Source organism: Collimonas rhizosphaerae (assembly GCF_038896935.1).
GTDB classification, from domain to species: Bacteria; Pseudomonadota; Gammaproteobacteria; order Burkholderiales; family Burkholderiaceae_D; genus Collimonas; species Collimonas rhizosphaerae.
The window spans coordinates 328936-354627 of sequence record NZ_JBANDC010000002.1 but is presented as its reverse complement, the minus strand read 5'-3'; the positions used below and the strand labels follow the sequence as shown (position 1 = coordinate 354627).

Annotated in this window: 23 protein-coding genes; 18 read left to right on the top strand and 5 right to left on the bottom strand. The window is 59.6% G+C overall.

The features are described from left to right. Window position 1 precedes the first annotated feature (1 nt). A complete protein-coding gene (locus V8G57_RS04070) occupies window positions 2–1147 on the top strand; it encodes a CaiB/BaiF CoA transferase family protein (protein WP_342828282.1) in 1146 nt (381 codons plus the stop codon). 252 nt (window positions 1148–1399) lie between these two features. Further along, window positions 1400–1717, top strand: coding sequence for an SCP2 sterol-binding domain-containing protein (locus tag V8G57_RS04065; RefSeq protein WP_092396246.1), 318 nt, complete (start codon window positions 1400–1402; stop codon window positions 1715–1717). 53 nt (window positions 1718–1770) lie between these two features. On the opposite strand, the gene V8G57_RS04060 is transcribed toward V8G57_RS04065, so the two are convergent. Further along, window positions 1771–3903 carry a 3-hydroxyacyl-CoA dehydrogenase NAD-binding domain-containing protein gene (locus tag V8G57_RS04060; RefSeq protein WP_342828281.1) on the bottom strand — a complete coding sequence of 711 codons (2133 nt, stop codon included), beginning with the start codon at window positions 3901–3903 and terminating at the stop codon, window positions 1771–1773. A gap of 17 nt (window positions 3904–3920) precedes the next feature. Next, window positions 3921–5126 (bottom strand): acetyl-CoA C-acetyltransferase, encoded by a 1206-nt coding sequence (locus tag V8G57_RS04055; protein ID WP_342828280.1) that lies wholly within the window; start codon window positions 5124–5126, stop codon window positions 3921–3923. Window positions 5127–5357: 231 nt separating this feature from the next. Between V8G57_RS04055 and V8G57_RS04050 the strand changes: the two genes are divergently transcribed. Beyond that, the gene (locus V8G57_RS04050; RefSeq protein WP_342828279.1) at window positions 5358–5981 is read left to right on the top strand and encodes a TetR/AcrR family transcriptional regulator; all 624 of its coding nucleotides are present in this window, start codon (window positions 5358–5360) and stop codon (window positions 5979–5981) included. 108 nt (window positions 5982–6089) lie between these two features. On the opposite strand, the gene sodB is transcribed toward V8G57_RS04050, so the two are convergent. Beyond that, entirely contained in the window at window positions 6090–6668 is a 579-nt protein-coding gene (gene sodB / locus V8G57_RS04045) for a superoxide dismutase [Fe] (protein WP_092396252.1), read from the bottom strand. A gap of 172 nt (window positions 6669–6840) precedes the next feature. Then, window positions 6841–8202 carry an exodeoxyribonuclease VII large subunit gene (xseA, locus tag V8G57_RS04040; RefSeq protein ID WP_342828278.1) on the bottom strand — a complete coding sequence of 454 codons (1362 nt, stop codon included), beginning with the start codon at window positions 8200–8202 and terminating at the stop codon, window positions 6841–6843. Window positions 8203–8745: 543 nt separating this feature from the next. On the opposite strand from xseA, the gene V8G57_RS04035 reads away from it, so the two are divergent. Next, a complete protein-coding gene (locus V8G57_RS04035) occupies window positions 8746–10764 on the top strand; it encodes a tetratricopeptide repeat protein (RefSeq protein ID WP_342828277.1) in 2019 nt (672 codons plus the stop codon). 236 nt (window positions 10765–11000) lie between these two features. On the opposite strand, the gene V8G57_RS04030 is transcribed toward V8G57_RS04035, so the two are convergent. Next, window positions 11001–11948, bottom strand: a complete 948-nt coding sequence (locus V8G57_RS04030) for an alpha/beta hydrolase (RefSeq protein WP_342828276.1) — start codon at window positions 11946–11948, stop codon at window positions 11001–11003. A 131-nt stretch (window positions 11949–12079) separates the two neighbouring features. On the opposite strand from V8G57_RS04030, the gene V8G57_RS04025 reads away from it, so the two are divergent. The 14 genes from V8G57_RS04025 to V8G57_RS03960 all read left to right on the top strand — a co-directional run bounded on the left by V8G57_RS04025 (window position 12080) and on the right by V8G57_RS03960 (window position 25671). After that, a complete protein-coding gene (locus tag V8G57_RS04025; RefSeq protein ID WP_342828275.1) occupies window positions 12080–13000 on the top strand; it encodes a LysR family transcriptional regulator in 921 nt (306 codons plus the stop codon). A gap of 273 nt (window positions 13001–13273) precedes the next feature. Beyond that, on the top strand, window positions 13274–13879 hold the full coding sequence (locus V8G57_RS04020; protein ID WP_092396260.1) for a MotA/TolQ/ExbB proton channel family protein: 606 nt from the start codon (window positions 13274–13276) through the stop codon (window positions 13877–13879). After that, window positions 13876–14310: a biopolymer transporter ExbD gene (locus V8G57_RS04015; RefSeq protein WP_144738749.1), complete on the top strand. Its 435-nt coding sequence runs from the start codon at window positions 13876–13878 to the stop codon at window positions 14308–14310. The genes V8G57_RS04020 and V8G57_RS04015 overlap by 4 nt, the downstream gene beginning before the upstream one ends. Then, window positions 14297–15340 (top strand): tetraacyldisaccharide 4'-kinase, encoded by a 1044-nt coding sequence (lpxK, locus tag V8G57_RS04010; protein WP_342828274.1) that lies wholly within the window; start codon window positions 14297–14299, stop codon window positions 15338–15340. Before V8G57_RS04015 ends, lpxK begins: the two co-directional genes overlap by 14 nt. Continuing rightward, window positions 15321–15518: a Trm112 family protein gene (locus V8G57_RS04005; protein ID WP_342828273.1), complete on the top strand. Its 198-nt coding sequence runs from the start codon at window positions 15321–15323 to the stop codon at window positions 15516–15518. Before lpxK ends, V8G57_RS04005 begins: the two co-directional genes overlap by 20 nt. Window positions 15519–15530: 12 nt before the next feature. After that, complete coding sequence (gene kdsB, locus V8G57_RS04000; RefSeq protein WP_342828272.1) at window positions 15531–16295, top strand: 3-deoxy-manno-octulosonate cytidylyltransferase; 765 nt, start codon at window positions 15531–15533, stop codon at window positions 16293–16295. 226 nt (window positions 16296–16521) lie between these two features. Further along, window positions 16522–17178 (top strand): adenylate kinase, encoded by a 657-nt coding sequence (gene adk, locus V8G57_RS03995; protein ID WP_144738753.1) that lies wholly within the window; start codon window positions 16522–16524, stop codon window positions 17176–17178. A 260-nt stretch (window positions 17179–17438) separates the two neighbouring features. Continuing rightward, the gene (locus V8G57_RS03990; RefSeq protein ID WP_342828271.1) at window positions 17439–19907 is read left to right on the top strand and encodes a sodium-translocating pyrophosphatase; all 2469 of its coding nucleotides are present in this window, start codon (window positions 17439–17441) and stop codon (window positions 19905–19907) included. Between the two features lie 137 nt (window positions 19908–20044). Then, window positions 20045–21247 carry a patatin-like phospholipase family protein gene (locus V8G57_RS03985; protein ID WP_342828270.1) on the top strand — a complete coding sequence of 401 codons (1203 nt, stop codon included), beginning with the start codon at window positions 20045–20047 and terminating at the stop codon, window positions 21245–21247. 112 nt (window positions 21248–21359) lie between these two features. After that, the gene (locus V8G57_RS03980; protein ID WP_342828269.1) at window positions 21360–21782 is read left to right on the top strand and encodes a ribonuclease; all 423 of its coding nucleotides are present in this window, start codon (window positions 21360–21362) and stop codon (window positions 21780–21782) included. A 53-nt stretch (window positions 21783–21835) separates the two neighbouring features. Next, window positions 21836–22234, top strand: a complete 399-nt coding sequence (locus tag V8G57_RS03975) for a barstar family protein (RefSeq protein WP_092396276.1) — start codon at window positions 21836–21838, stop codon at window positions 22232–22234. A 60-nt stretch (window positions 22235–22294) separates the two neighbouring features. Further along, entirely contained in the window at window positions 22295–22924 is a 630-nt protein-coding gene (gene purN, locus V8G57_RS03970; protein WP_342828268.1) for a phosphoribosylglycinamide formyltransferase, read from the top strand. Between the two features lie 64 nt (window positions 22925–22988). Then, window positions 22989–24242: an RsmB/NOP family class I SAM-dependent RNA methyltransferase gene (locus V8G57_RS03965; RefSeq protein WP_342828267.1), complete on the top strand. Its 1254-nt coding sequence runs from the start codon at window positions 22989–22991 to the stop codon at window positions 24240–24242. A gap of 55 nt (window positions 24243–24297) precedes the next feature. Beyond that, window positions 24298–25671, top strand: a complete 1374-nt coding sequence (locus V8G57_RS03960; protein ID WP_342828265.1) for a mechanosensitive ion channel family protein — start codon at window positions 24298–24300, stop codon at window positions 25669–25671. Window positions 25672–25692 lie beyond the last annotated feature (21 nt).

Below are 25692 nucleotides of genomic sequence, written 5' to 3'. Positions count from 1 at the left end.
AATGGCTAATCCGCTTCTGTCCGGCATCCGGGTGCTCGACCTGACCCGTTTGCTGCCTGGCCCCTTCTGCAGCTTTTACCTGGCGCAGCTGGGAGCCGAGGTGGTCAAGCTGGAAGAGCCGCAAGGCGGCGATTACGCGCGCATGCTGTCGCCTGAACTGTTTACCCTGCTCAACCGCGGCAAGAAATCGGTCACCCTGGATTTGCGGCAGCCGCAAGCGGTCGCCGTGCTCAAGGTCATGGCGGCGCAGGCCGATGTCCTGATCGAATCGTTCCGGCCCGGCGTGATGGACAAGCTGGGCTGCGGCTACCACGACCTGAAGCTGATCAATCCGCGGCTGGTCTACGCCGCGCTCACCGGTTACGGGCAGACCGGCCCCTACAAAGACCGTGCCGGGCACGACATGAATTACTGCGCCTATGCCGGCTTGCTGGACCAGACTGGCGCTGCCGGCGGCCCGCCGGTGCTGTCGAATTTCCAGGGCGCCGACCTCGCCGGCGGTGCGCTGACCTGCGCCCTCGGGATACTGGCGGCGGTGATCGGCGCGCGCGCCTCGGGCCAGGGCACCATGGTCGATGTCGGCATGCTGGACGGCACGCTGGCGCTGCAGGCGCTATCGCTGGCCACTATCCGCACGCTGGGCGGCAGCGCGGAGCGCGGCGGCGATATCTTGAGCGGCGGCCTGGCCAACTACAGCATCTACGCTTGCGCCGACGGCAAACATGTGGCGCTGGCGGCACTGGAGCCTAAATTCTTCCTCAATTTCTGCAAGGCGGTGGATCGGCCCGACCTCGCGGCCTTGCCGCTCGCGCCGGGAGCGGATGGCGCAGCCTTGAGAGCGGCTTTAAGCGCATTGTTCAAGACCCGCTCGCGCGATGAGTGGGAACAACTGCTGGCCGGCCGCGACTGCTGCGTATCTGGCATCTACACGCCACAGGAAGCATTGGACAACCCGCAGGTCAAGGCGCGCGGCCTGGTCCGCATGGAAGACGGCAAGCCTGTATCGGACCTGCCGATCAGGTTCAGCGATGCTGCCGGCACGGCTGGCGATTGTCCGGCGCTGGGAGCGGATACTGCCGATGTGCTGGCGGGCCTGGGATTTGATGCGGCAGCGCTGGCCGCGTTGCACGCAAGCGGCGCGATTTGAAGCAAGGCTGTTCAGCAAAAATATCGGTAAACGGTTATCCAGATCGATGTGCGAGGAGAGGCCATGGACCTGCAAAAAATCCGGTCGCCGACCATGAAAGTCAAGCGCGGCGAAGTGGAAAAACGCTACGCCGCGTTGATGGAGAAGGAACTGCAGGTGCGGGATGCAGTCGGATGGGAATGACAGGCCGCTTGCCTGCATCCGCTTGCATTACTGCCGGCAACAGATTTTTAAACAACCAGAGGAAATGCAATGACAGTCAACGATATCATCAAGCTCATGCCGTCCTGCCTGAACACCGTAGCGGCGGCGGACATGAAAAGCAGCATCCAGTTCGACATTTCGAAGCCGATGTACCTGCTGATCGATCATGGAACCTGCGCCGCGCACGAAGGCGTGGTCGACTCCCCCGATGTGGCGCTGACCATGGCCGATGAAGACTTGAAGGCCATGCTGAAAGGCGAGCTGAACGGCGCCATGGCGTTCATGAGCGGCAAGCTGAAACTCAAGGGCGACATGATGCTGGCCCAGCGCATTCCTTCCCTGTTTGACGCCAGCAAGATCGGCTGAGTTGCCTGCAGCTCTTCGTCGTCGCCGAGGAAGAGCCTCAGCGTATCCCTGTATCACTCGAAGCGCTTGCCCTGTTCCGCCATTGTCACGAGGATTGCCGCCGGTGCGAAATAACTGCCGAACCGGGCTGACAGCTGGTTTGCCCGCTGGACAAAATCGGCGACGCCGTAGGCATTGATGTATTGCAGGGCGCCGCCCTGGAACGGCGCGAAACCCCAGCCGAAAATGCTGCCGATGTTGGCGTCGGCAACGGTCAGCACTACCTGTTCCTCGTAGCATTTTGCCGCCTCGTTGGCTTGCACAAACATCATGCGCTCGATCAGGTCCTTTTGCGGCAGCTGCGTGGCGGCGAGCGGAAACGCTTGCTGCAAGCCGGGCCACAGGTGCTTGTTCTGGTTTTCGGGATAATCATAAAATCCCTTGCCGGCTTTCTTCCCCTTGCGGTCCAGCTGGGTCACCATTTTTTCCAGCCCGGCATCGGCCGGATGGCCGGCGAACGGTTTGCCGGCTTCGGCAAAATCCTTGCGCGTCTGTTCCAGGATATGCAGGGACAAGGACAAGCTGACTTCGTCATGCACGGCCAGCGGTCCTACCGGCATGCCGGCCTGCAAGCCGGCCATCTCGATGGCGCGCGGATGCTGGCCTTCCATCAGCAGCTGCAAGCCTTCCATCACGTAGGTGCCGAATACGCGCGAGGTATAGAAGCCGCGTGAATCGTGGACCACGATCGGGGTTTTCCTGATCTGCTGCACGTAGTCGAAGCCGCGCGCCAGCGTTTGCTGGCTGGTTTGCTGGCCGACGATGATTTCTACCAGCGGCATCTTGTCTACCGGCGAGAAAAAATGCAGGCCGATGAAATTTTCCGGCCGCACGCTGGCCTGCGCCAGGCCGGTAATCGGCAGGGTAGAGGTGTTCGACGCAAACACGGCGTCTTTACTGATCAGCGCCTCGGTCTTGCGAGTCACCTCGGCCTTCACCTGGCGATCTTCAAACACCGCTTCGATAATCAGGTCGCAGTTGGCCAGGTCATTGAAATCCACGGTAGGCGTGATCCGTTTGAGCAGGGCTTCCTTGCCTTCCGCGGTTTGCTGCTTGCGCTTGATCGCCTTGTCGAGCAGCTTGCTGGAATAATCCTTGCCGTGTGCCGCGGTTTCCAGGCTGTTGTCCAGCAACACCACGTCTATGCCGGCCTTGGCCGAGGCATAGGCGATGCCGGCGCCCATCATGCCGGCGCCGAGGATGCCGACCTTGCTGACTTTGGACGGTGCAAAGCCTTCCGGGCGCGACTTGCCCTTGTTGATGGCGTTCAGCTGGAACCACAAGGTGCCGATCATGTTCTTGGCCACCGGCGACAATGCGCAATTGACGAAGTAGCGCGATTCGATTTCGCAGCCGGTATCGAAATCGACGATGCCGCCTTCGAATACGCAGCTCATGATATTGGTCGCCGCCGGATAATTGCCGTGCGTCTTGGCGCTTGCCATGGACGGTGCGATGGCCCACAGCTGGCCGTTGGCCGGGCTGCGCGAGTCGCCGCCGGGCCAGCGGAATTTCTTGTCGTCCCACGGCTGCTTCGCCTTGGGATTGGCCAGGCACCAGGCCTTGGCTTTTGCCAGCAGCTGTTCCCTGTCGCTCGCCAGTTCCTGGACGATGCCTTGCTGCAGCGCCTCTTCGGCGCGCAGCTCCTTGCCTTCCAGCATGAGCTGCAATGCGCCCTGGATGCCGATCATGCGCGGCAAACGCTGCGTGCCGCCGCCGCCCGGCAGCAGGCCGAGCTTGACTTCCGGCAGGCCGAACTTGGCTTTCGGGTTGTTGATGGCGATGCGGTGATGGCAGGCCAGCGCCAGCTCCAGGCCGCCGCCCAGGGCGGTGCCGTTCAGCGCAGCCACCACCGGCCGGCCGCACAACTCCAGGCGGCGCAGGAAACCTTTGAATTCCTGCACCAGGTCGAAGGCTGCTTGCGCGTCGGTGATCTGGAACAGTTTTTCAATATCGGCGCCGGCGACGAAATCCGCCTTGCCCGAGGTGATGATGACGCCGGCGATGGCTGGATCGGCTTCGATGGCGGCAATCGCCTCCATGAACGGCGCCGTCAGCGCTTCGTTCAATACATTCATCGACCGTCCTGGCATGTCCAGGGTCAAGGTCACGATATTGTCGCTGTCTTTTTGGAAATTTACACTCATGATCTGGATCCAGTCCGTTAGACACGTTCGATGATGGTGGCGATGCCCATGCCGCCGCCGACGCAGAGCGAGATCAAGGCGCTTGCCTTGCCGCTGCGCTCCAGTTCGTCGAGCGCGGTGCCGAGGATCATGGCGCCGGTTGCGCCCAGCGGATGGCCCATGGCGATCGAGCCGCCATTGACGTTGACCCGCTCCGGGTCGATATCGAGGTCGCGGATGGCGCGCATCACGACCGCGGCAAACGCTTCATTGATTTCAAACAGGTCGATATCCTTGGCTGACATCCTGGCCTTGGCCAGCGCCTTGCGGGCGGCAGGAGCGATGCCGGTCAGCATGATGGTCGGCTCCGAGCCGGTGACGGCGGCGGCGACAATCCGGGCGCGCGGCTTCAGTCCCAGCCTCTGGCCCATCTCCTTGCTGCCGACCAGCACCAGCGCAGCGCCGTCGACGATGCCGGAGGAATTGCCGGCATGGTGCACATGGCTGATTTTTTCGACGGTAGTGTATTTGCGCAGCGCGGTCGCATCGAAACCCATCTGGCCGATCTGTTCGAAGGACGGGTTCAGTGCTGCCAGGTTTTCCATGGTGGTCTGGGCGCGGATGTATTCGTCATGATCCAGCAGCACCAGGCCATTGAGGTCCTTGACTGCGACCAGCGACTTGCTGAAGCGCCCTTCGGCGCGGGCGCGCGCGGCTTTCTGCTGCGACTGCACGGCAAAGCTGTCGACATCGCCGCGCGAGAAATTTTCCAGTGTCGCGATCAGGTCGGCGCCTATGCCTTGCGGCGCGAAGCCGGTGATCTGGTTGATCCGCGGATCCATGAACCAGGCGCCGCCGTCCGAACCCATGGCCCAGCGTGACATGCTTTCAACGCCGCCGGCCACCACCAGCTGCTCCTGGCCGGACATGACTTTCATCGCCGCCAGGTTGACCGATTCCAGGCCCGAAGCGCAAAACCGCGACTGCGTCACGCCCGGCACCGACTGGTCCCAGCCGGCATACAGCACCGCGGTGCGGGCGATGTCGGCGCCTTGTTCGCCGACCGGCGTCACGCAGCCGAGCACTACATCGTCGACTTGCGAGGTGTCGAGGCGGTTGCGTTGCTGCAGCGCCTGCAGCAGCTGGGCCAGCAGGTTGACCGGCGAGACCTGGTGCAGGCTGCCGTCTTTCTTGCCCTTGCCGCGCGGGGTCCGTACGGAATCGAAAATATAGGCTTCAGTCATAGCGTCTCCGGCTGATATTTGCTTGTATGCGCTTGTATGCGCTTGTATGTTTGCGTAATTATAATTACACTTCGATCGATGTCTCGCTTGATGTCCGATCCATGCTGAACAGCCACTGTAGTTAAAGCAATGGCCAGCGTCAATTGGTAATCTACTCTAAACCAGGGCAGAAACTGCCTGGAGCGCGATAGTAATATTAATTACACGTATGGCAAAACCATCACTCAGCCCATGGCCTCTGAAAAACAGAAAATCGTATTGGATCGTGCGCTGCTCAAGCCCGTGATCAGGCAAAGGATAGAAAACGCCGTGCTGGATCTGTTTTCAGAACGCGAATTCCGCAGCGTCGCCTATGGAGAAATCGCCGGCGCCGCCAGTGTCTCCCTGCAGACTATCTATAAATACTACGGCAGCAAGGAAGCGCTGCTGTTTGCCTGCCTCGAGACCTGGCTGAGCACCCTGGCGTCGCGCATGCTCGATCACCTGCAAGGCATCGAGAGTTGCCAGGACAAGCTGCGCAAGGTGTTCTGGGTAGTGCTGGATTTTTTCGACCGCAATCCCAAGGTCAGCCAGCTGATCATGAGTTCGCTGCAGATCAGCGCATGGGGGCGCGACCGTACTTTCCGCCAGCCGGAAATGATGGAAGTGCTGATGAAAACCCTGGCCGACGGCAGGGCGCAAGGCGTGCTGACCGACGAAGTGGATGAAAAGATCCTGCTCGATTATTTCATCGGCATCCTGGAAAGGCTGGTGCACATGCACACCATGCGCGGCGCAAAAGAGCCGCTGGCATTACAGGCCAATGCGCTGTTCAGGATGCTGTGGCGGGCCATCGCCAAGCCTGAACCGGTTTAGGCAAATCTGGCTTGCCCATAAAAAAATAGCGCAGGCAATAAAGCCGGCGCTATTTTCATTTGCGGCGCCGATAAGATTTTATTCCTTACCGGCCATGACAAATTTGTCTTATGCGAAATTCTTCGAAGCAAATTCCCAATTCGCCAATGCCCAGAATGCTTCCAGGTATTTTGGACGGGCGTTGCGGTAGTCGATGTAATAAGCGTGTTCCCAGACGTCGACGGTGATCAAAGGCTTGGCGTCGGTAGTCAGCGGAGTGGCTGCATTGGAAGTCGACACCAGGCCGAGCGAACCGTCAGCGTTCTTCACCAGCCATGCCCAGCCGGAGCCGAAAGTGCCGACTGCAGTCTTGGTCAGTTCTTCCTTGAACTTGTCGAACGAACCCCATTTGGCGTTGATCGCATCTGCCAGTGCGCCGGTTGGTGCGCCGCCACCTTTTGGCGACAGGCTGTCCCAGTAAAAAGTGTGATTCCAGATTTGCGCTGCATTGTTGAAAATGCCGCCGGAGGATTTCTTGACGATCTCTTCCAGAGTCGCGTTTTCGAATTCTGTGCCTGGAACCAGGTTGTTCAGGTTGGTCACATAGGTCTGGTGATGCTTACCATAGTGGAATTCCAGGGTTTCCTTGGAGATGTGCGGAGCCAGTGCGTCCAGATCGTACGGGAGAGGCGGGAGTGTGTGTGCCATGGTGCGTCCTTTCTATAGTTTTATTGGGATTACAAGGAAGCTGTTGCCTATACATCTATCTCGTGAACAGTTTCCCGGAGAGGGCTATTGTAAAGCGCTTAGCTATTCCATGCAGCATGCTCGCGCTTTTATTCAATCCGCCATGTGACTTGCGTCGCAAAGAAACATGCCCTCAATCAAGCGTCGCCTGCACGCTGTCTATGCCGACCTGGGCGCTGCCTTCAGCCAGCTGCACGGTAATCACGTGGCGCGGCTGCAGCGCCCGCGGCGTCCGGATTACCTGGCCTTTGGCGTCGGAGACGATGGCGTAGCCGCGCTCCAGAGTGCGCTGCGGATTCAGCAATTCCAGCTGGGCGCTGAGCGCTGCCAATGCCTGGCGGCGATCGCGGTTTTGCGCAGCCATCGCGCCGTTGAGGCGACGGCTCTGCTCCAGCAGCGCAGTGCGGGATGCAACCGTGCTGGGTATGTGCGCAGCCAAGCGGGTGTGCAGATTCAACAGTGCATGGCGCGATTGCGTCAGCGGGATGCGGGTGGCGTGCAGCAGCCTGGCTTGCAGGCTTTGCAGCTTGACGCGTTCGTGGGCGATGGTGGTGGCCGGACTGCTCAGGCGCCGGCTCAGCCAGTCCAGGGTCTGGCTGGTTTCGGCCAGCCGCCGGCGCAAGGCGCGCGTCAGGTCGTCGGCATGGGTTTCCAATGTCGCCAGCCAGTCGGCGCGCGCCACCGTCGCCAGTTCGGCGGCGGCAGTCGGGGTGGCGGCGCGCAGGTCGGCGGCAAAATCGGCGATGGTGAAATCGGTTTCGTGGCCGACGCCGGAAATCACCGGCATGGGCGCGGCGACGATGGCGCGCGCCACCGCTTCATCATTGAACGACCACAAGTCTTCGATGCTGCCGCCGCCGCGGCACACCAGCAGCAGTTCGCACTCGGCGCGTGCGGCGGCGGTATTGATGGCGCGCGCGATTTTCTCCGCTGCGCCGTCGCCTTGCACCGGCGTCGGATAAAGGATCACGCGCACATGCGGCGCACGGCGCGCGAGCGCGCTCAGGATGTCGCGCAGCGCTGCAGCCTGCAGGCTGGTGACGATGCCGATGGTGCGGGCGAATTGCGGCAGCGGCCGTTTACGGGCCGGATCGAACAAGCCTTCCGCATTCAGTTTTTCTTTCAGGCGCAAGAATGCTTCATACAGGTTGCCGACGCCGGCGCGCCGGATCGCTTCGACGTTGAGCTGGTAGTCGCCGCGCGCCGCATACAGCGTCACCAGCGCCCGCACTTCCACCTTGTCGCCGTCGCGCGGGGTGAAGCCGGCGTGCTGGGCACGGCCCTTGAACATCACGCCGCGCACTTGCGCCGCATCGTCTTTCAGCGTGAAGTACCAATGGCCGGAAGCGTAACTTTTGAAATTCGATATTTCGCCCGCGACCCAGGCCAGCGGAAAGCTGCGTTCCAGCAAACGCGCCACGGCTTGATTCAAGGCAGAAACCGTCAGTATTGGCGGTCCGCTGGAACGGTTGTCGGTGTCGCTGGAGAAATTCATACGGGCTTTCCGGGGTTCTTGATTGGCTGGAGCGTTGCCATTGTAAAGCACGGTCGCTGAACATCAATGGAAAAGCGAAACAAATCAAGGGCTTGTCCAGATTGCAGTGTGCTTGCGCACAAGCTTATCCACAAATTCTGTGGGTAACTGTGGATCAGCCGCGGCTTGTGGATATCCGTCGCCGCGGCTGTGGCAAAACCACCGGGAAAGATGCAGGAAAATCGTCGCCGCTATCTGTAAACGGCTGTTTAAGCTGCATTTGCACCTATCACCAACAATAGTGAAAAGGCGTTTCCAATCAAGGACTTCGCGTGAATCGAGTGGGCTTGTGCACAAAGTTATCCCCAAAATCTGTGGAGAACTTTGCCGAGATGGCGCCCGAAGATCCTGCACGTTTTTCATGCAGCACGAAAAAATCCTTTCAAATCATCGGCTTAAGTTTCGAACTAAGTACTTGTCCACAATCTTGTTCACATAATATGTGTGGAACTTGGTGGCTAGTTCTATCGGTCGGGGAGGGGGGGAGTAAAAATTCTGTCTATCATGCAGCCGGCTGATCCGAATCGCCTAACTTGCTTCGCTTGCCAGCGTATTTTTGCGTTTTTTTTTTGCGGAATTTTCTGTGTTTCGCTGATAGTGAACGGTACTATATCTTGCTGCAAACCGCATGCTGGTTTTTATTTTTTTGCATCGCTGTCGGGCAAGCTGAGCCCGCTGAGCATTGGACAAGAAGCTGTTCCTGCTTTTCCGGTAAGGTACAATCCGCGGCTTAAAACACCGACCCTTAGCTGCATCCAGAAGACAACGCTGCTCCTCCTTATGTCCGATGAACAAGAACTCCCGACTTCGATGATGAACGATGGCATGCCGGCTGTGCCGCAGGAACTTGCCGCCGATTTGCTGGCATCGGCTGTTGCCTTGCATCGGGCAGGCCGGTTCATTGAGGCTGAAGCAGGCTATCGGCGAATTTTGTCGGTTGACATGTCCCACGCAGATGCCATCCACCTGCTGGGAGTGATCGCAGTGCAAAGAGGCGACCCGGTCGAAGCGGAAGCGCTGATTCGCAAGGCGCTCGCCTATCGCGAAGATGCCGTTTTCTTGGGTAATCTGGGCAGCCTGCTTTGTGAAACCGGGCGGCTTGCAGAAGCAGAAGCGGCTTTACGCCGCGCGCTGGAATTGAATTCCGGTTATGCAGAGGCATACTTTAATCTGGGTAATCTTCTCCACGATACCGACCGGCTCGCCGAAGCTGAAAACGCCTTTTGTCGCGCACTGGAACTGAACCCGGATTTCGCAAAAGCCCACAACAATCTGGGCAATCTTTTCAATGGAACCAGAAGGTTTGCCGAAGCAGAAAGTGCCTTGCTCCGTGCACTCAAGCTTAATCCAGATTTTCCAGAGGCTCACTACAATCTGGGCAACCTGTTTTACATGACCAGGCGACCTGTCGAAGCGGAAGCGGCTTACTGCCGCGTGTTGGAGCTGGATCAGGATTTTGCCAAGGCGCATGGCAATCTGGGTAAGCTGTTCTATGAAGCGCGGCGGTTTCCTGAAGCGGAAAGCGCTTATCGTCGTGCATTAGAGCTGAAACCCGACTATGCAGAGGCTCTCTTTGGCTTGGGTCTTTTACTGCTGGCGCTTGGGCGCTATGCCGAAGCCTGGCCGTACTATGAGCTGCGCTACAGCCCGGAGCGGGAAAAACAGGAATTTGTTTTGCCGGATCTCCCGTATCCGCAATGGCGAGGGGAATCCCTTTCCAATAAATCCCTGCTGCTCTATCCGGAGCAAGGGTTCGGCGATCAGATCCAGTTTGCCCGATATGCATCGATGCTCAAGCAGTGCGGTGCGTCTCGTCTCACTTTGGTCTGCACGCCAGCTATCAAATCTTTGCTGGAAACCGTCGACGGCATAGATGCCGTGGTGACCGAGACCGAATCTCTGCCTGCGCACGACTATTGGTCATTTGTCATGAGCCTGCCGCTGCATCTGAGCACCACCTTGGATACAATCCCCGATCGGTTGCCGTACCTGCGCGCCGCCGCCGAACGCGTAGCGGCCTGGCTGCCTCGATTACCCTCGCGCAAGCTGAAAGTGGGCCTGGTCTGGTCGGGCAATCCGCGTGTTGGCAATTTCAACGCGAATGCCGTTGATCAGCGTCGCTCGATGCATATCGGACACTTCCTGCCGTTGCTGCAGCTGCCTGGCATCGCCTTTGTCAGTTTGCAAAAAGATGAAGCCGCCCGCGCGCAGCTAGAAGAGCTGCCGCCGGATTTGCGCCCCTTGGATCTCATGGGCGCGGTCCAGGATTTCGGCGACACGGCAGCCATCATCCAGAATCTCGATCTGGTGATTACCGTGGATACCGCGATCGCCCATCTGGCTGGCGCGCTGAACAAGCCGGTCTGGGTTCTATCGCGGTTCGACGGCTGTTGGCGATGGCTGGAGGAACGTGACGACTCGCCATGGTATCCCGGTGTCCTGAGGCTGTTCCAGCAACCCGTCGCTGGCGACTGGGCTACGCCTATTGCGAGGGTCCGTGAGGATTTGCTGCGGATGAGGTAGCAAAAAGAGGTTTCCAATCAAGGACATCTTTTGAATCCAGTGCACCTGCGCGCAAAGTCATCCCCAAAATCTGTGGAGAACTTTGCCGAGGTGGCGCCCGAAGATCCTGCACGTTTTTCGTGCAGCACGAAAAAATCCTTTCAAATCATCGGCTTAAGTTTCGAACTAAGTACTTGTCCACAATCTTGTTCACATAATATGTGTGGAACTTCGGATGGCAAGCGCCGGGCGCTGTTTCAGGCTGCTTTTATCCAGCCGTTGTGCGCCAGCCAGGACTCGAACAGGCGCGGCCAGGCATGCGGCTGGCTGCCTGGTTTCCCCAGTCCCCAGCCATGTCCGCCATCCTGGAACACATGCATTTCCGCCGGGATCTGCGCGGCCTTGAGCGCGTTGAACATCAGCAGGCTGTTCTGGATCGGCGCAATCGGATCGTCCGCGGCTTGCGCCAGGAAGGTTGGCGGCATGCCGCTGCCGACATGCCGTTCCACCGAAAATTCTTCGCTGGCGGCAAGGTCCGGATGCTTGCCGACGATTTCACGGCGCGAGCGCGTGTTGTCGTAGGGCGGCATGAAAGTAAGCACGGGATAGATCAAGCCGGCGAAATCGGGGCGGGCGGAAAATTGATCCGCGGCGTCGATGGCCGCGTAACGCCGGGCATCCGTTTCTGCCGCTGTGGTTCCCGCCAGATGTCCGCCGGCGGAAAAACCGAGGATACCGATGCGATTGGCCGCCAGTCCGTACTTTGGCGCCAGCGCCTTGATCAGCCGCATGGCTCGCTGGCCATCCTGGAACGGTGCGATGTTTGACCAGCCTTCGCCGGGCAAGCGATAGACCAGTTCGAATACGGTGACGCCAATCGATTGCAGCCATTGGGCTGCCGGGATGCTTTCGCTGCCTCGCTCGATATGCCCATAACCGCCGCCGGCAATCACCAGTGCCGCGCTGCCGTCAGGCCGCTCGGGACGATAGACCACCAGGCGCGGGCGCGAGACGTTGGTGACCGATCCTTTGGCATTGGTCTGTTCCGGCCCTTCGGGACCGTTTCCTCCGGGCGGCCTGGACCAGAGCGGAATCTCCTGCTGTTCCGCGGATGAGGATGCCGCGTAAAGATAGCGTGGAGCGACCAGCGCCGATGCTCCCATGGCGCCCATTCCTAACAAGGTCCGCCGTTTGATGTTGTCCATGTCAAAAGTCCCGTTGAAATTGCCGATGTGGTTACGCCACTGATCATAAGAGGGCAGTAGGCCAATGTAAAATATAATAAAAACGGCATCTCCATACTTTATATGTATCGATGTACTACATTGAGGGCAGCATGGAATTGAGGCACTTGCGTTATTTTGTGGTTGTTGCCGAGGAGAGGAATTTCACGCGTGCGGCGAAACGGCTGAGCATGCAGCAACCTCCGCTCAGCCAGCAGATCCGCATGCTGGAGAACGAACTGGGATTTGCGCTGTTCCACCGGCATCCGAAAGGCGTCGACCTGAGCATCGGCGGCGAGGTGTTTTTGCACGAGGCGAAATCGATCCTGGCAAATGTCGCCCAAGGCACGCAGCGCGCGGCGCGTGCGGCAAACGGGATCGAAGGCATCATTTCGGTAGGGTTCACCAGTTCGGCTGCAGCGCATCCCCTGATTCCAGAAATCCTGCGGGCGCACCGCGCGGCAAAACCTGGCGTCGCCGTCAAATTCAGCGAAGGCAATGCGGCCGAACTGACGAGCGCGGTCGCTTCGGGAAAACTCGATCTCGGGTTCCTGCGCATGCCGGTCAGCCGTCCTCCCGGACTGGCGTTCCACCGCCTGCTTGACGAGGAAATGCTGCTGGTGCTGCCTGTCGGACATGCACTTTTGCAAAAGCGGCCGAAAAAAGGCATGCCGGTGATTCCCCTGAAGTCGTTGCGCGACGAGCAGTTCATCCTGGTCCGCAATCCGGGCGCTACAGGCATGTATTCCGGTTTCATCGATGCCTGCGTACGCGCCGGATTCTCGCCCAGCATCGCCGTCGAAGTCGACCGCATGCTGACCAATATCTGCCTGGTAGCCGCCGGTGTCGGCATTTCCGTCGTGCCGGCATCCATGAACGGTTTCCATACCGACCAGGTGGCGTATTGCCGTGTGCTGGAAAGCGGCGGCGGATTCAGCGCGCCGTTAACGCTGGTGTGCCGGCAGGCGGACACGCTGCCGGCCGTGCAACATTTTCTGGCGGAGGCTGGCCGTTTTGCCAGAGTGGACGGGTGAAATCTGCACGTTTTTGATGCAGCACAAAAAAGTCCTTTGAAATCATGGACTTCAATGCACGGTTTTGGACTTGTCCACAGTCTTGTTCACATAATATGTGTGGAACTCGGAGCGTTGCCCGGCCACTCTGAAATTAAGTGAAAAAATTTCCGCTCCGCAACGCTACTCGCCCTTGCTCACAAGCCTTCAACAAGTTACATTCTGCATCCATGCTGATGAACCCCCTCATCCGCATTTGCCGATATTGAATGCGATTTCACCAAGGAGTTTCTTTTGTTTGCCATTATTCAAGCTGCGGGCTGGCCGATCTGGCTGTTGCTGATTGCCTCCATCATTGCCACCGCATTGATTATCGAACGTCTGGTTTACCTGCGCCGGCCGCGCATCCTGCCGCCGCAGCTGCTGCAGGAAGTGATACGGGTTTATCACAACGGCAAGATCAATACCGAAGTACTGACCAACCTGGAAACCAACTCGCCGCTAGGCCGGGTGCTGGCTGCCGGCCTGCGCAACGTCGATGCGCCGCGCGACCTGATGAAAGAATCGATCGAGGAAGCCGGCCAGGCTACCGCGCATGAACTGGAACGATTCCTCACCACGCTCGGCACGATTGCCTCGCTGGCGCCGCTGATGGGCCTGTTCGGCACCGTGGTCGGCATGATCGAGATTTTTGGCGCAACCAATGGCGCCGGCGCCGATCCAGCGCAATTGGGCCACGGCATTTCGGTGGCTTTGTACAACACCGGTTTCGGCCTGGCGATCGCCATGCCGGCGCTGATTTTCTATCGCCATTTCCGGGCCCTGGTGGACAGTTTCATCGTTGACATGGAGCAGCAGGCTGTGAAATTTGTCGATACCGTTCATGGCGCACGCAAATGAACTTCCGCAAAGGCAAGGGCCGCGACGACCCTGAAATCAACCTGATTCCGTTTATCGATGTCTTGCTGGTGATCGTCATTTTCCTGATGGTCACCACCAGCTACAGCAAATTCACCGCGCTGCAGATTACCTTGCCGACGGCCGACGCCGACAAGGCGATGGTGCAGCCGCAGGAAATCAACGTCGCCGTCAATCCGCAAGGGCAGTACGCGGTCAACAATGTCCAGGTCTCGTCGAAGGATGCGGCATCGCTGGCGCTCGACCTGAAGAACGCGGTGCAGGCCGACGGCAAGTCCAAGGGCGACCCGGTGGTGATCATCAACGCCGACGCCATGGCGACCCACCAGACCGTGATCAATGTGCTGGAAGCGGCGCGCCTGGCCGGTTTCGACAAGATCACGTTTGCCGCCCAGACTAGTGGGCACAAATAAGCCTTCGCTGGAATCGGTCCTGAGCGCCGCCTGGCAGCGGCGCGGTTTGCTGGCATGCCTGCTGTGGCCGCTGTCGCTGTTGTTCGGCCTGGCGGCGGCGCTGCGGCGCCGTTGGTACGCCGCCGGCTGGCAAGCCAGCACGCGTTTGCCGGTGCCGGTGATCGTGGTCGGCAACATCTTTGTCGGCGGCACCGGCAAGACGCCGTTGACGATCTGGCTGGTGCAAGCGCTGCGCCAGGCCGGTTATGTGCCGGGCGTGATTTCGCGCGGTTACGCCGCGCGGTCCGGCGACGGCCAGGCCGCAGTACGGCACGTGACCTCGGCGTCGCTGGCTGCCGAAGTGGGCGACGAGCCTTTGCTGATAGCCGCTCGCGCGCAATGCCCGGTGGTGGTTGGCCGCAACCGGGTAGCGGCCGCCGAAGCGCTGCTGCAGGCGCATCCTGAAGTCAACCTGATCCTGTCGGACGACGGTCTGCAGCACTATCGCTTGCAGCGCGACATCGAAATCGTGCTGTTCGATGCGCGCGGCGCCGGCAACGGCTGGCTGCTGCCGGCCGGGCCGCTGCGCGAACCGGCAAGCCGCCGCCGCGACTTTACCGTGGTGAATGCGGCAACCATCCCGGCCTCCATGCCGGCTTCCGCCATCCGCATGCAACTGGTGGGCGAGCAGGCCGAGCAGCTTGGCGATCCGAGCCGGACCAGGCCGCTGGCCAGCCTGCAGGATCCGGCCTTGCGGCTTGCCGCCGCCGCCGGCATCGGCAATCCGCAGCGGTTTTTTTCGCTGCTGAGCGCGGCCGGACTGAAGTTCGAGGCGCTCGCCTTGCCCGACCATCATGACTTTTCCGGCAACCCGTTTGCCGCGCTCCAGGCCGAGATCATCCTGATAACTGAAAAGGATGCAGTAAAATGTCGGCAAATAGAAACCATCAGGAACGATCCGCGCATCTGGGTCGTTCCCGTGACGGCGCAGATCGATGCTGCGCTGTCGCACCAAATTCTGGAGAAACTCCGTGGACATTCGACTGCTTGACATCCTGGTTTGCCCGATCTGCAAAGGTCCGCTGCATTACGATAAAAAAGCCCAGGAACTGATTTGCAACGCCGACAAGCTGGCTTTTCCGGTGCGCGACGGCATCCCCATCATGTGGGCCGACCAGGCGCGCGACCTGAACAGCCCGGCTGCGCCGGCTGTAGCTCCTGCGGCATAGGTGGCGTTTATCGTGAGTTCGAGCAAGCCTTTCACCGTCATCATTCCGGCGCGGCTGGCGTCGACCAGGCTGCCTAACAAGCCGCTGGCCGACATCGGCGGCAAGCCGATGATCGTGCGCACCGCCGAGCGCGCCGCGCTGTCCGGCGCGGCGCAGGTCATCGTGGCGACCGACCATGCCGAAATCCTGGCGGTCTGCGCCCGGCATGGCATCGCCGCGCGCCTGACGCGCGCCGACCATCCGTCAGGCACCGACCGCATTGCCGAAGTGGCAGCGGCGCTGGGACTGGCGGCTGACGCCGTGGTGGTGAACGTGCAGGGCGACGAACCGATGATCGAGCCGGAGCTGATCGCCGCCACTGCGGCGCAGATCACCGGCGAGGTGCCGATGGCGACCGCGGCGCACGCGATCGACTCGGTGGCGGATGCCTTCAATCCGAATGTAGTCAAGGTGGTATTGAACCAGGCTGGACGCGCGCTGTATTTTTCACGGGCGACGATTCCCTGGCACCGCGACGGCTTTGCGCAGTCGCGCCAGGATTTGCCGGCAGGCTACCTGCCGCTGCGCCATATCGGCCTGTACGCATACAGCAATGGTTTTTTGCAAACCTATCCGACCCTGGCGGTGTCGCCGCTGGAACAGATCGAGGCGCTGGAGCAGTTGCGGGTGCTGTGGCACGGCTATCCGATTGCGGTGCATATTGCGCCGGCGGCGCCTGCGGTGGGTGTGGATACGCCGGAAGACCTGGAGCGGGTAAGACGTTTTTTCGACGCTTGATAGCGTGCAAAAAGAGCGCAAAGGCATCACGCAGCGGGCGGGAAATTATCGTTGAACCAACAGAAATAGTGCCGCGGACTGGCTGTTTGGTAAAATTGTATGGTAAGTTTCATGCAAAGATAGCGTGGTACAAATAAAAGCATATCGGAGACGTCGCAACAAACCCAGCAACCATTGGGCGCGCCGTCGCCACAATCAATTCACAAACTCACCTTAGGACTTTAACATGCGCCTCATCCTTTTAGGAGCGCCTGGTGCCGGTAAAGGCACGCAAGCGACTTTCATTAAAGAGAAATTCAACATTCCGCAGATTTCCACGGGCGACATGTTGCGCGCAGCAGTCAAGGCCGGCACTCCGCTCGGCGTCGAAGCGAAGAAGGTGATGGATGCAGGCGGCCTGGTTTCCGACGACATCATCATCGGCCTGGTCAAGGACCGGCTGAAGCAGCCCGATTGCGCCAACGGCTACCTGTTCGACGGTTTCCCGCGCACCATTCCGCAGGCTGACGCCATGAAGGATGCCGGCGTGAAGATCGACTACGTGCTGGAAATCGACGTTCCAGACAGCGCCATCATCGAACGCATGAGCGGCCGCCGCGTGCATTTGTCGTCCGGCCGCACCTACCATGCCAAGTTCAATCCGCCCAAGGTCGAAGGCAAGGACGACGTCACCGGCGAGGACCTGATCCAGCGCGACGACGACAAGGAAGAAACCGTCAAGAAGCGCCTGTCGGTGTATCACGAACAGACCGAGGTGCTGGTCAACTATTACGGCGACTGGGCCAAGGCCGGACTGCCGGGCGCTCCCAAGTACCGCAAGATCGCCGGCGTCGGTCCGGTTGAACAAATACGCGACAGCGCGTTTGCGGCGTTGGAAGCATAAACAAAAGCGGACTTCGGTCCGCTTTTTCTTTTGATCAACAAAATAATTTAGAATTCACCAGGGATCATTCGTCAGGACCAACCGACAGCACAATAGAAAACCAGCCCGCCTAACTCTCCAAGAACAAAAGGGCAGCGAAAAGAAATGCATTACGCAGTATTGACCGGCAGTCCACCTATTTGGGATACATGGTTGCAGGTGAAATGGTGTAGTTGTCTTACTTTGTCGTGAAGCCGTACAAAAAAACTGGAGGAGTGAACATGGCATCAAGTCTATGGTTTGCCGTCGCTTGCGGCATCATTGCCGTTGTCTATGGGCTGGTCTCGCGCAGCTGGATCCTGAAACAGGATCCCGGAAATGCGCGCATGCAGGAAATTGCCGCGGCGATCCAGCAAGGAGCTGCGGCCTACCTGGCGCGCCAGTACCGCACCATCGCCATCGTCGGCGTGGTGCTGTTCATCATTATCGCGATACTGCCTGGGCTTGGCCTTGTGACCGCGGCCGGTTTCCTGATCGGCGCGGTGCTGTCGGGAGCCTGCGGCTTCATCGGCATGAATGTTTCGGTGCGCGCCAATGTGCGCACCGCGCAGGCCGCCACCAAGGGCATGGGGCCGGCGCTGGATGTTGCTTTCCGCGGCGGCGCCATCACCGGCATGCTGGTGGTCGGGCTGGGGCTGCTGGGCGTGACCTTGTTCTTCTTGTGGCTGCTGGCGTTCGCCGGACCTTCCGGACTTTCCCTGCATGACATCATCCGGCCTTTGATCGGACTGGCGTTCGGCGCTTCCCTGATTTCGATTTTCGCGCGTCTCGGCGGCGGCATCTTTACCAAAGGGGCCGATGTCGGCGCCGACCTGGTAGGCAAGGTGGAAGCCGGCATCCCGGAGGACGATCCGCGCAATCCCGCGGTGATCGCCGATAACGTCGGCGACAATGTCGGCGACTGCGCCGGCATGGCGGCCGACCTGTTCGAAACCTACGTGGTGACGCTGATCGCCACCATGCTGCTGGGTTCCTTGCTGATCCACGGCGCCGAACTGCAAGCCGTGCTGTATCCGCTGGCCTTGGGCGGGGTGTCTATCCTGGCTTCCATCATCGGCTGTTCCATGGTCAAGGCCAAGCCTGGCAAGAAAATCATGTCGGCCTTGTATACCGGCCTGTGGTGGGCGGCGATCCTGAGCCTGATCGGCTTTGTCGTGGTGACCTGGCTGATCTTGCCGGAACCGATGCGGGTGCCGATGATGGGCTCGGCCCTGATCGGCATCGTGCTGACCGGCCTGATGGTGTACATCACCGAGTATTACACCGGCACCGATTTCAAGCCGGTGCGGCACATCGCGCAAGCTTCCACTACCGGCCACGGCACCAACATCATCGCCGGTCTTGGAGTCTCGATGAAATCGACTGCGTATCCGGTGCTGGCGGTGTGCGTCGCCATCCTGGCTTCATACTGGCTGGGCGGCCTGTACGGCATTGCGATTGCCGCTACCGCCATGTTGTCGATGGCCGGCATCATAGTCGCGCTGGACGCCTATGGCCCGATTACCGACAACGCCGGCGGCATCGCCGAGATGTCGGGTTTGCCGGATTCGGTGCGGGCGATTACCGATCCGCTGGACGCAGTCGGCAACACCACCAAGGCGGTCACCAAGGGTTACGCCATCGGCTCGGCCGGCCTGGCGGCGCTGGTGCTGTTCGCCGATTACACCCATGCGCTCGACTCGGTGGGGAAAAGCACGGTGTTCGACTTGTCGAATCCGCTGGTGATTGTCGGCCTGTTCATCGGCGGCCTGATTCCCTACCTGTTCGGGGCGATGGCGATGGAAGCGGTGGGGCGCGCAGCCGGCGCGGTAGTGATCGAAGTGCGGCGCCAGTTCCGCGACATCAAGGGCATCATGGACGGCAGCGGCAAGCCGGAGTACGACAAGGCGGTCGACATGCTGACATCATCGGCCATCAAGGAAATGATCATCCCGTCACTGCTGCCGGTGGTGGTGCCGATCCTGGTCGGCCTGATACTGGGACCGGCAGCCTTGGGCGGCCTGCTGATGGGGACCATCGTCACCGGCCTGTTCGTGGCGATTTCGATGACCACCGGAGGCGGCGCCTGGGACAATGCCAAGAAATACATCGAGGATGGCAACCATGGCGGCAAGGGCTCGGAAGCGCACAAGGCGGCGGTGACCGGCGATACGGTCGGCGATCCTTACAAAGATACGGCGGGCCCGGCGGTCAATCCCCTGATCAAGATCATCAATATCGTGGCCTTGCTGCTGGTGCCGCTGCTGCCGGCTTCGGGCATGCAGCAGGCGGCGGCAGGCGCGCCGGTGGTGCTGGTGCCTGTGCCGGTAACCGCCCCGGCGACGGCGGTCATCGTCGACAACGGCGCTGCCGCGGCTACAGCAGCGGTCCCGGCTTCTTCGCCGGCGACTGTTATCTACTTTGAATCCGGCAAGGCGGAAGCCCCGGCAGATACCGCTGAAAAACTGGCGGCCGTGGTGGATGCGGCGAAAGCCAAGGCCGGCTCCAAAGTCGTGGTCAGCGGCTTTCACGACACCACCGGCGACCCAGCCAAGAACGAGGAAATTTCCAAGGAGCGCGCCAAGAGCGTGAAAGCGATCCTGCTGATCGCGGGCGTGGCTGAAGACGCCATCGTGCTGGAAAAACCGCAAGTGACTACCGGCAGCGGCGATAACGCGCAGGCGCGGCGGGTCGAAGTCAGCGTCCGTTAAACCATTTGGCGAGGCCAGGGGAGCGGCGGGCACGGCTTGCCGCTCCCTTTTATTTAGAACGCATCTCATGAATATTTAAGAAATGAGTTCTAGCCGGGCCCTACACAAATTTCTTCTCCCTGTTACTCTTCATATCCATGGAGACAAAACAAAAAACGGGCCTTATCCTGACCGGCGGCGGCGCCCGCGCGGCTTACCAGGTTGGCGTGATGGATGCGGTGGCGTCCATCTTGCGCGAGCAGGGCTGGGCGCCGGAACAGAATCCCTTCGATATCATTTGCGGCACGTCCGCCGGCGCCATCAACGCCACGGCGCTGGCTTGCCGGGTCGAGAACTTCGGCCTGGGCGTGCAAAAGCTGATGGATGTCTGGGAACACTTCACGGTTGAACAGGTATACCGCGCCGATTCGCTTGGCGTGCTGCGTTCGGGGGCGCGCTGGCTGTCGCTGCTGTCGTTCGGCTGGCTGCTGCGCAAATGGCACGCGCATCCGCCTAATTCCCTGCTCGACAATACGCCGCTGATTACCTTGCTGCACCGGCTGCTGGACCTGGAGCGGCTCGATGCGGCGCTGGTCAACGGCCACCTGGAGGCGCTGGCGATCACCGCATCCTCATACAGCGGCGGCCAGCACATTACCTTTTACCAGAGCGCCGTCGAAATCCAGGGCTGGACCCGCAGCCAGCGGCGGGCGGTCAGGGACCAGATCAATGTCGGCCATTTGCTGGCGTCGTCGGCGATTCCTTTCATTTTTCCGGCGATCCCGATTTATTGCGACGGCCGCCGCGAATATTTCGGCGACGGTTCGATGCGCCAGCTGGCGCCGATTTCTCCGGCGATCCACCTGGGCGCCAGCAAGGTGCTGGTGGTGGGCGCAGGGCGCCGCAAGGAAGCGCCGACCGATGCGCCCGTGTTTGCCCGTTACCCCAGCCTGGCGGAGATCGCCAGCCATGCCTTGTCCAGCATTTTCCTGGATGGGCTGGCGGTGGATATCGAGCGGCTGGAGCGCATCAATCACACGCTTTCCTTCCTGACGGACGAGCAACGCCAGCGCACGCCGCTGAAACCTGTGGAAATGCTGATCATTTCACCATCGGAGCAGATCGACGATATTGCTACCAAGCATTTCGGCAGCTTGCCGTTGCCGATCCGCACCTTGCTCGGCGGCCTTGGCGCCAAGGATGCACACGGCGGCGGTCTCGCCTCGTATCTGTTGTTCGAATCGGGATATACACGTGAACTGATACGCATGGGCCAGAAAGATACGCTGGCGCGGCGCGATGAAGTGGCCGATTTTTTTGGCCCGAGCCCGGCCGCCAGGCAAGCGGCGGAGAACTTGTGATCGGTAAATATTGTCAAATATTGCAACACTTGCAGCCGTGACAAGGATACGGGTTGATTCGTTTTCATCAACACGTTACCCTACGGTATCAGAACCATAAAATATTAAATTTATGAAAAGCCACGCAACCCGGCGCCATTTCCCTGGTCTAAGTTCCGATTTCGCCGCGGCTATATTGCGTAACGGAATCTTGCTGTTGCTTGGCTTGCTGCTGTCTTTTCAAGTATTTGCAAGGGAATCCCTGCCGCAGGACGTGGTTTCGGTTAGCCAGTTGCCGCAGGAAGCGCAAGCGACGTTGATATTGATTAAGCAGGGCGGACCGTTCCCGTACGCCAAGGATGGCGTGGTATTCGGCAATTATGAAGGGATGCTGCCCAGGCAGCGGCGCGGGTATTACCACGAATTCACGGTGAAAACGCCGCGTGCCCGCAACCGCGGCGCACGCCGGATCATCGCCGGCGGCAATCCACAGACCTCAGGCGAGTATTACTACACTGATAACCATTATCAAACTTTCAGACGCATCCAAGAGTGACTGAGATAAAAAAACAACAGCAATCCATCATCATTGCTCTAGCTGAGGGAAAAATGAGTTTGTTTAAAACCGTACCGCCAAATGTAGTGCAGTCCATCCGCGCCTTCCGTGTGACCGACCTGCAGGCGGAGGCCAGCCGCCTCGGGCAGCATTTCCTGTATGCCTATTGCGCGGAAGCAACGACTAAACAGCAAGTACTGGCAAATATCGCCCACGCCTTCCATTTTCCCAAGCATTTCGGCAAGAATTTCGACGCCCTGGCTGATTGCCTGACCGATCTGGCCCACAAAGCCGGCCCGCAGCCGGGTTTCATTGTGGTGATCGAACAACTGCCGAATACCCCCAAGTTCGACAAGGAAGCGCGGGAAACCCTGCTCGACGTATTCCGCGACAGCGCCGATTTCTGGGCCGACAAAAAAGTAGCTTTCCGCGTTTTTTATTCATTCCAGTAACACTGTTTTAATCAAAATTTACCGCTGTTTTTAATCAAAAACAGCATTGCAACGGGTACAATGCGCGCCATGAGAAGCATTGTTATCCTGATTTCCGGGCGTGGCAGCAACATGCAAGCCATCGTCCGCGCCGCTCAAACCGAACAATGGCCTGCCAGAATCGCCGCTGTCATCAGCAACCGGGCAGATGCCGAGGGTTTGAAATTTGCCGCTGCCCAAGGCATTCCAACGGCAGTGGTTGCGAATAAAGACTATCCTGATCGTGAACAGTTCGACGCCGCCTTACGCGTCGTGATTGACGGATTTGCCCCGGACCTGGTGGTGCTGGCGGGTTTCATGCGTATCCTGACTGCGCCGCTGGTGGAACATTATGCCGGCCGCATGCTGAATATCCATCCCTCTTTGCTGCCGAGTTTTCCAGGAATGGCGACCCACAGGCAAGCGCTGCAGGCCGGCGTCAAGGTGCATGGCGCGACCGTGCATTTTGTCACGCCGGCGCTGGACCATGGCCCGATCGTGGCGCAGGTCGTGGTGCCGGTGCTGGAAGACGATACCGAACAGTCGCTGGAGCAGCGCGTGCTGGTCGAAGAGCATCAGCTATATCCGCGCGCAGTGCGCTGGTTTGTCGAAAATCGGCTGAGCATCGAAGATGGACTGGTGCATAACAGTGCGGCTCCGCACGAACGCTAATACCGGCGTTTGGCAAGCCCGAGCGCGACCAACAGATTAAAAAGATTTTTATGAAAGATTCATTATGAGATTGCCTCCCGCGATCATCGGTCACACCGAAGAAGTCCTGCGCGAAATTTTACGTTTTACCGGCCCTGCCGACGGCACCTTGTCGCGCTATTTCCGCGATCATCCGAAGCTCGGTTCGCGCGAGCGCGGCGTGATCGCCGAAGCGGTCTACGGCTTGCTGCGCAATAAGGCGATCTATACCAGTTTCGCCGAATCCGGCAACGGCCCGACCATGCGCCGCATGACCCTGCTGGGCCTGGCCGATGCGGTCAGCATCGAGTCGCTGGGTGGCTTGTCTGAAGAAGAAACCGAATGGCTGACACGGGTCGCCGAGATCGATCGTAACCTGATGCCGCCGCTGATGCGTTCCAACTTGCCGCAATGGCTGTTCGACAAACTGGTGGCGCGCGACGGCGAAGCCGCTACCTTGCAGCTGGCGCATGCGATGAACCAGCCGGCGCCGCTCGACCTGCGTGTGAATTCGCTCAAGGCTAACCGGGAAGACGTCATTGCCGCTTTGGCTGAAGCGCCGATCTTGTGCGAGCCGACCCCTTATGCACTGCTTGGCTTACGCGTCATCAAGAAGCCGACTTTGCAAAACCTGCCCCTGTTCAAGAGCGGCGCGATCGAGGTGCAGGATGAAGGCAGCCAGTTGCTGGCGCAGATCGTCGGCGCCAAGCGCGGCGAGATGGTAGTCGATTTCTGCGCCGGCGCCGGCGGCAAGACGCTGGCCCTGGGCGCGACCATGCGCAACACCGGTCGCCTGTATGCTTTCGACGTTTCCGAGAAACGCCTGGCGAAACTCAAGCCGCGCATGGCGCGCAGCGGGTTGTCCAACATCCATCCGGTACTGATCGCGCACGAGAATGACGGCAAGGTAAAGCGCCTGGCCGGCAAGATCGACCGGGTGCTGGTCGATGCGCCGTGCAGCGGCCTCGGCACGCTGCGCCGCAATCCGGACGTCAAATGGCGGCAGACGCCGGAAGCGATTGTCGAGATGAATGCCAAGCAGATCGCGATCCTGTCCAGTGCAGCGCGCCTGGTAAAGTCTGGCGGCCGCCTGGTGTACGGCACCTGCAGCTTGCTGGATGAAGAAAACGACGCGATCGCGGCGCAGTTCCTGGCCAGCCACGAAGATTTCTCGCTGGTGCCGATGAAAGATGTACTGGCCGAGCAAAAGATTGAACTGGAGATGGGCGACTATCTCAAACTGTTGCCGCACCAGCACCAGACCGACGGTTTTTTTGCCGCGGTGTTCGTGCGCAAATAAGCAAGCGGCTCGACTGATGACGTAACCGCCAGGACGTTACGCTGTACGCAAAATAATGCCAGATATCTTTACCGAACTACTCAACGACCTGCTGAACAGCTTGCGTGCACCGGGTTTGCCGGCGCAGGTCGGCTTGCTGTTGTTGTGCGTAGGCCTGGGCTGGCTGCTGGCTCGCCTGCTGCGGCGCACTTTCAGCGTCAGTACGGCGCAGCCGCCGGCGATGCAGATCGGACTCGGCAGTTTTGCCAAGGTCCTGACCCCCATCATTACCTTGCTTTTGCTGATACTGGTCAAACTGGCGCTGCAGAAATGGCATCAGCCGGTGGATATCATGCGGCTGGTGATCCCATTGGTGGCTTCGCTGGCGCTGATGCGTTTCGTGTTTTATGTCTTGCGCCGGGTTTTCGCGCGCAACAGCGGCGTCGGCACCTTCCTGCTGCTGTTTGAAAAGAGTTTCGGCGTGCTGGTCTGGATCGGCTTGCTGCTGTACATCACCGGCTGGTGGCCAGACCTGTTCGACTACCTGGACGGCACGGTGCTGCCTATCGGCCGCTACAAGGTGTCGCTGCTGGCGATCATGCAGGCGCTGGTCTCGGTGCTGGTGACGCTGGTGATTGCCTTGTGGGCCGGCGCCGCGCTGGAAGAGCGCCTGATGCGCGTCAATACCGTGCATTCGTCGGTACGCACGGTGGTGGCGCGCATGGCGCGCGCTGTCCTGATCCTGATTGCCGTATTGCTGAGCTTGTCACTGGTGGGCATCGACCTGACGGTGCTGTCGGTATTCGGCGGTGCTTTGGGCGTGGCGCTGGGGCTTGGTTTACAGAAAATCGCCAGCAGTTATGTGTCAGGCTTCGTGATTTTGCTGGAGCGCAGCCTGGCGATCGGCGATATGGTCGGGGTCAGCACGTTTTACGGCAAGGTGGTCCAGATCAACAGCCGCTACACCGTGCTGCAAGGGTTGGACGGGATCGATACGGTGGTGCCGAATGAAGTCTTCATGATCAATTCGGTGCAGAACTATTCGCTGACCAATCGCGTGCTGCGCCTGGCGGCGCATGTGACGATCGAGCATCAGGACGATGTCGAAAGCGTATTGTTGCTGCTGGAGCAGGTTGTGGTCGAGGTTGAGCGGGTGTCGCACGAAATCTTGCCACAGGCCTTGCTGCTGAAGATCGGTCCCGATGGGCTAGAGCTAGAGGTCGGATTCTGGATCACGGATCCGGAGAACGGCCGGCTGAATGTGTTGTCAGACGTCAATCGTGCTATCTGGCGCGTGTTGCAAGCCCGTCACATTAAGGTTGCACAAGTGAAACGAGATATCAGGATGATGCACGAGACGGAGTTGCATAAAGGTAATTTCGACGCCGATTCGCAACAAGATTTGCCATTAGATCGCCTGCGCGGCGCGCCAAAACCTAAAAACATCTAATAATAAGGGTACAATTGCACT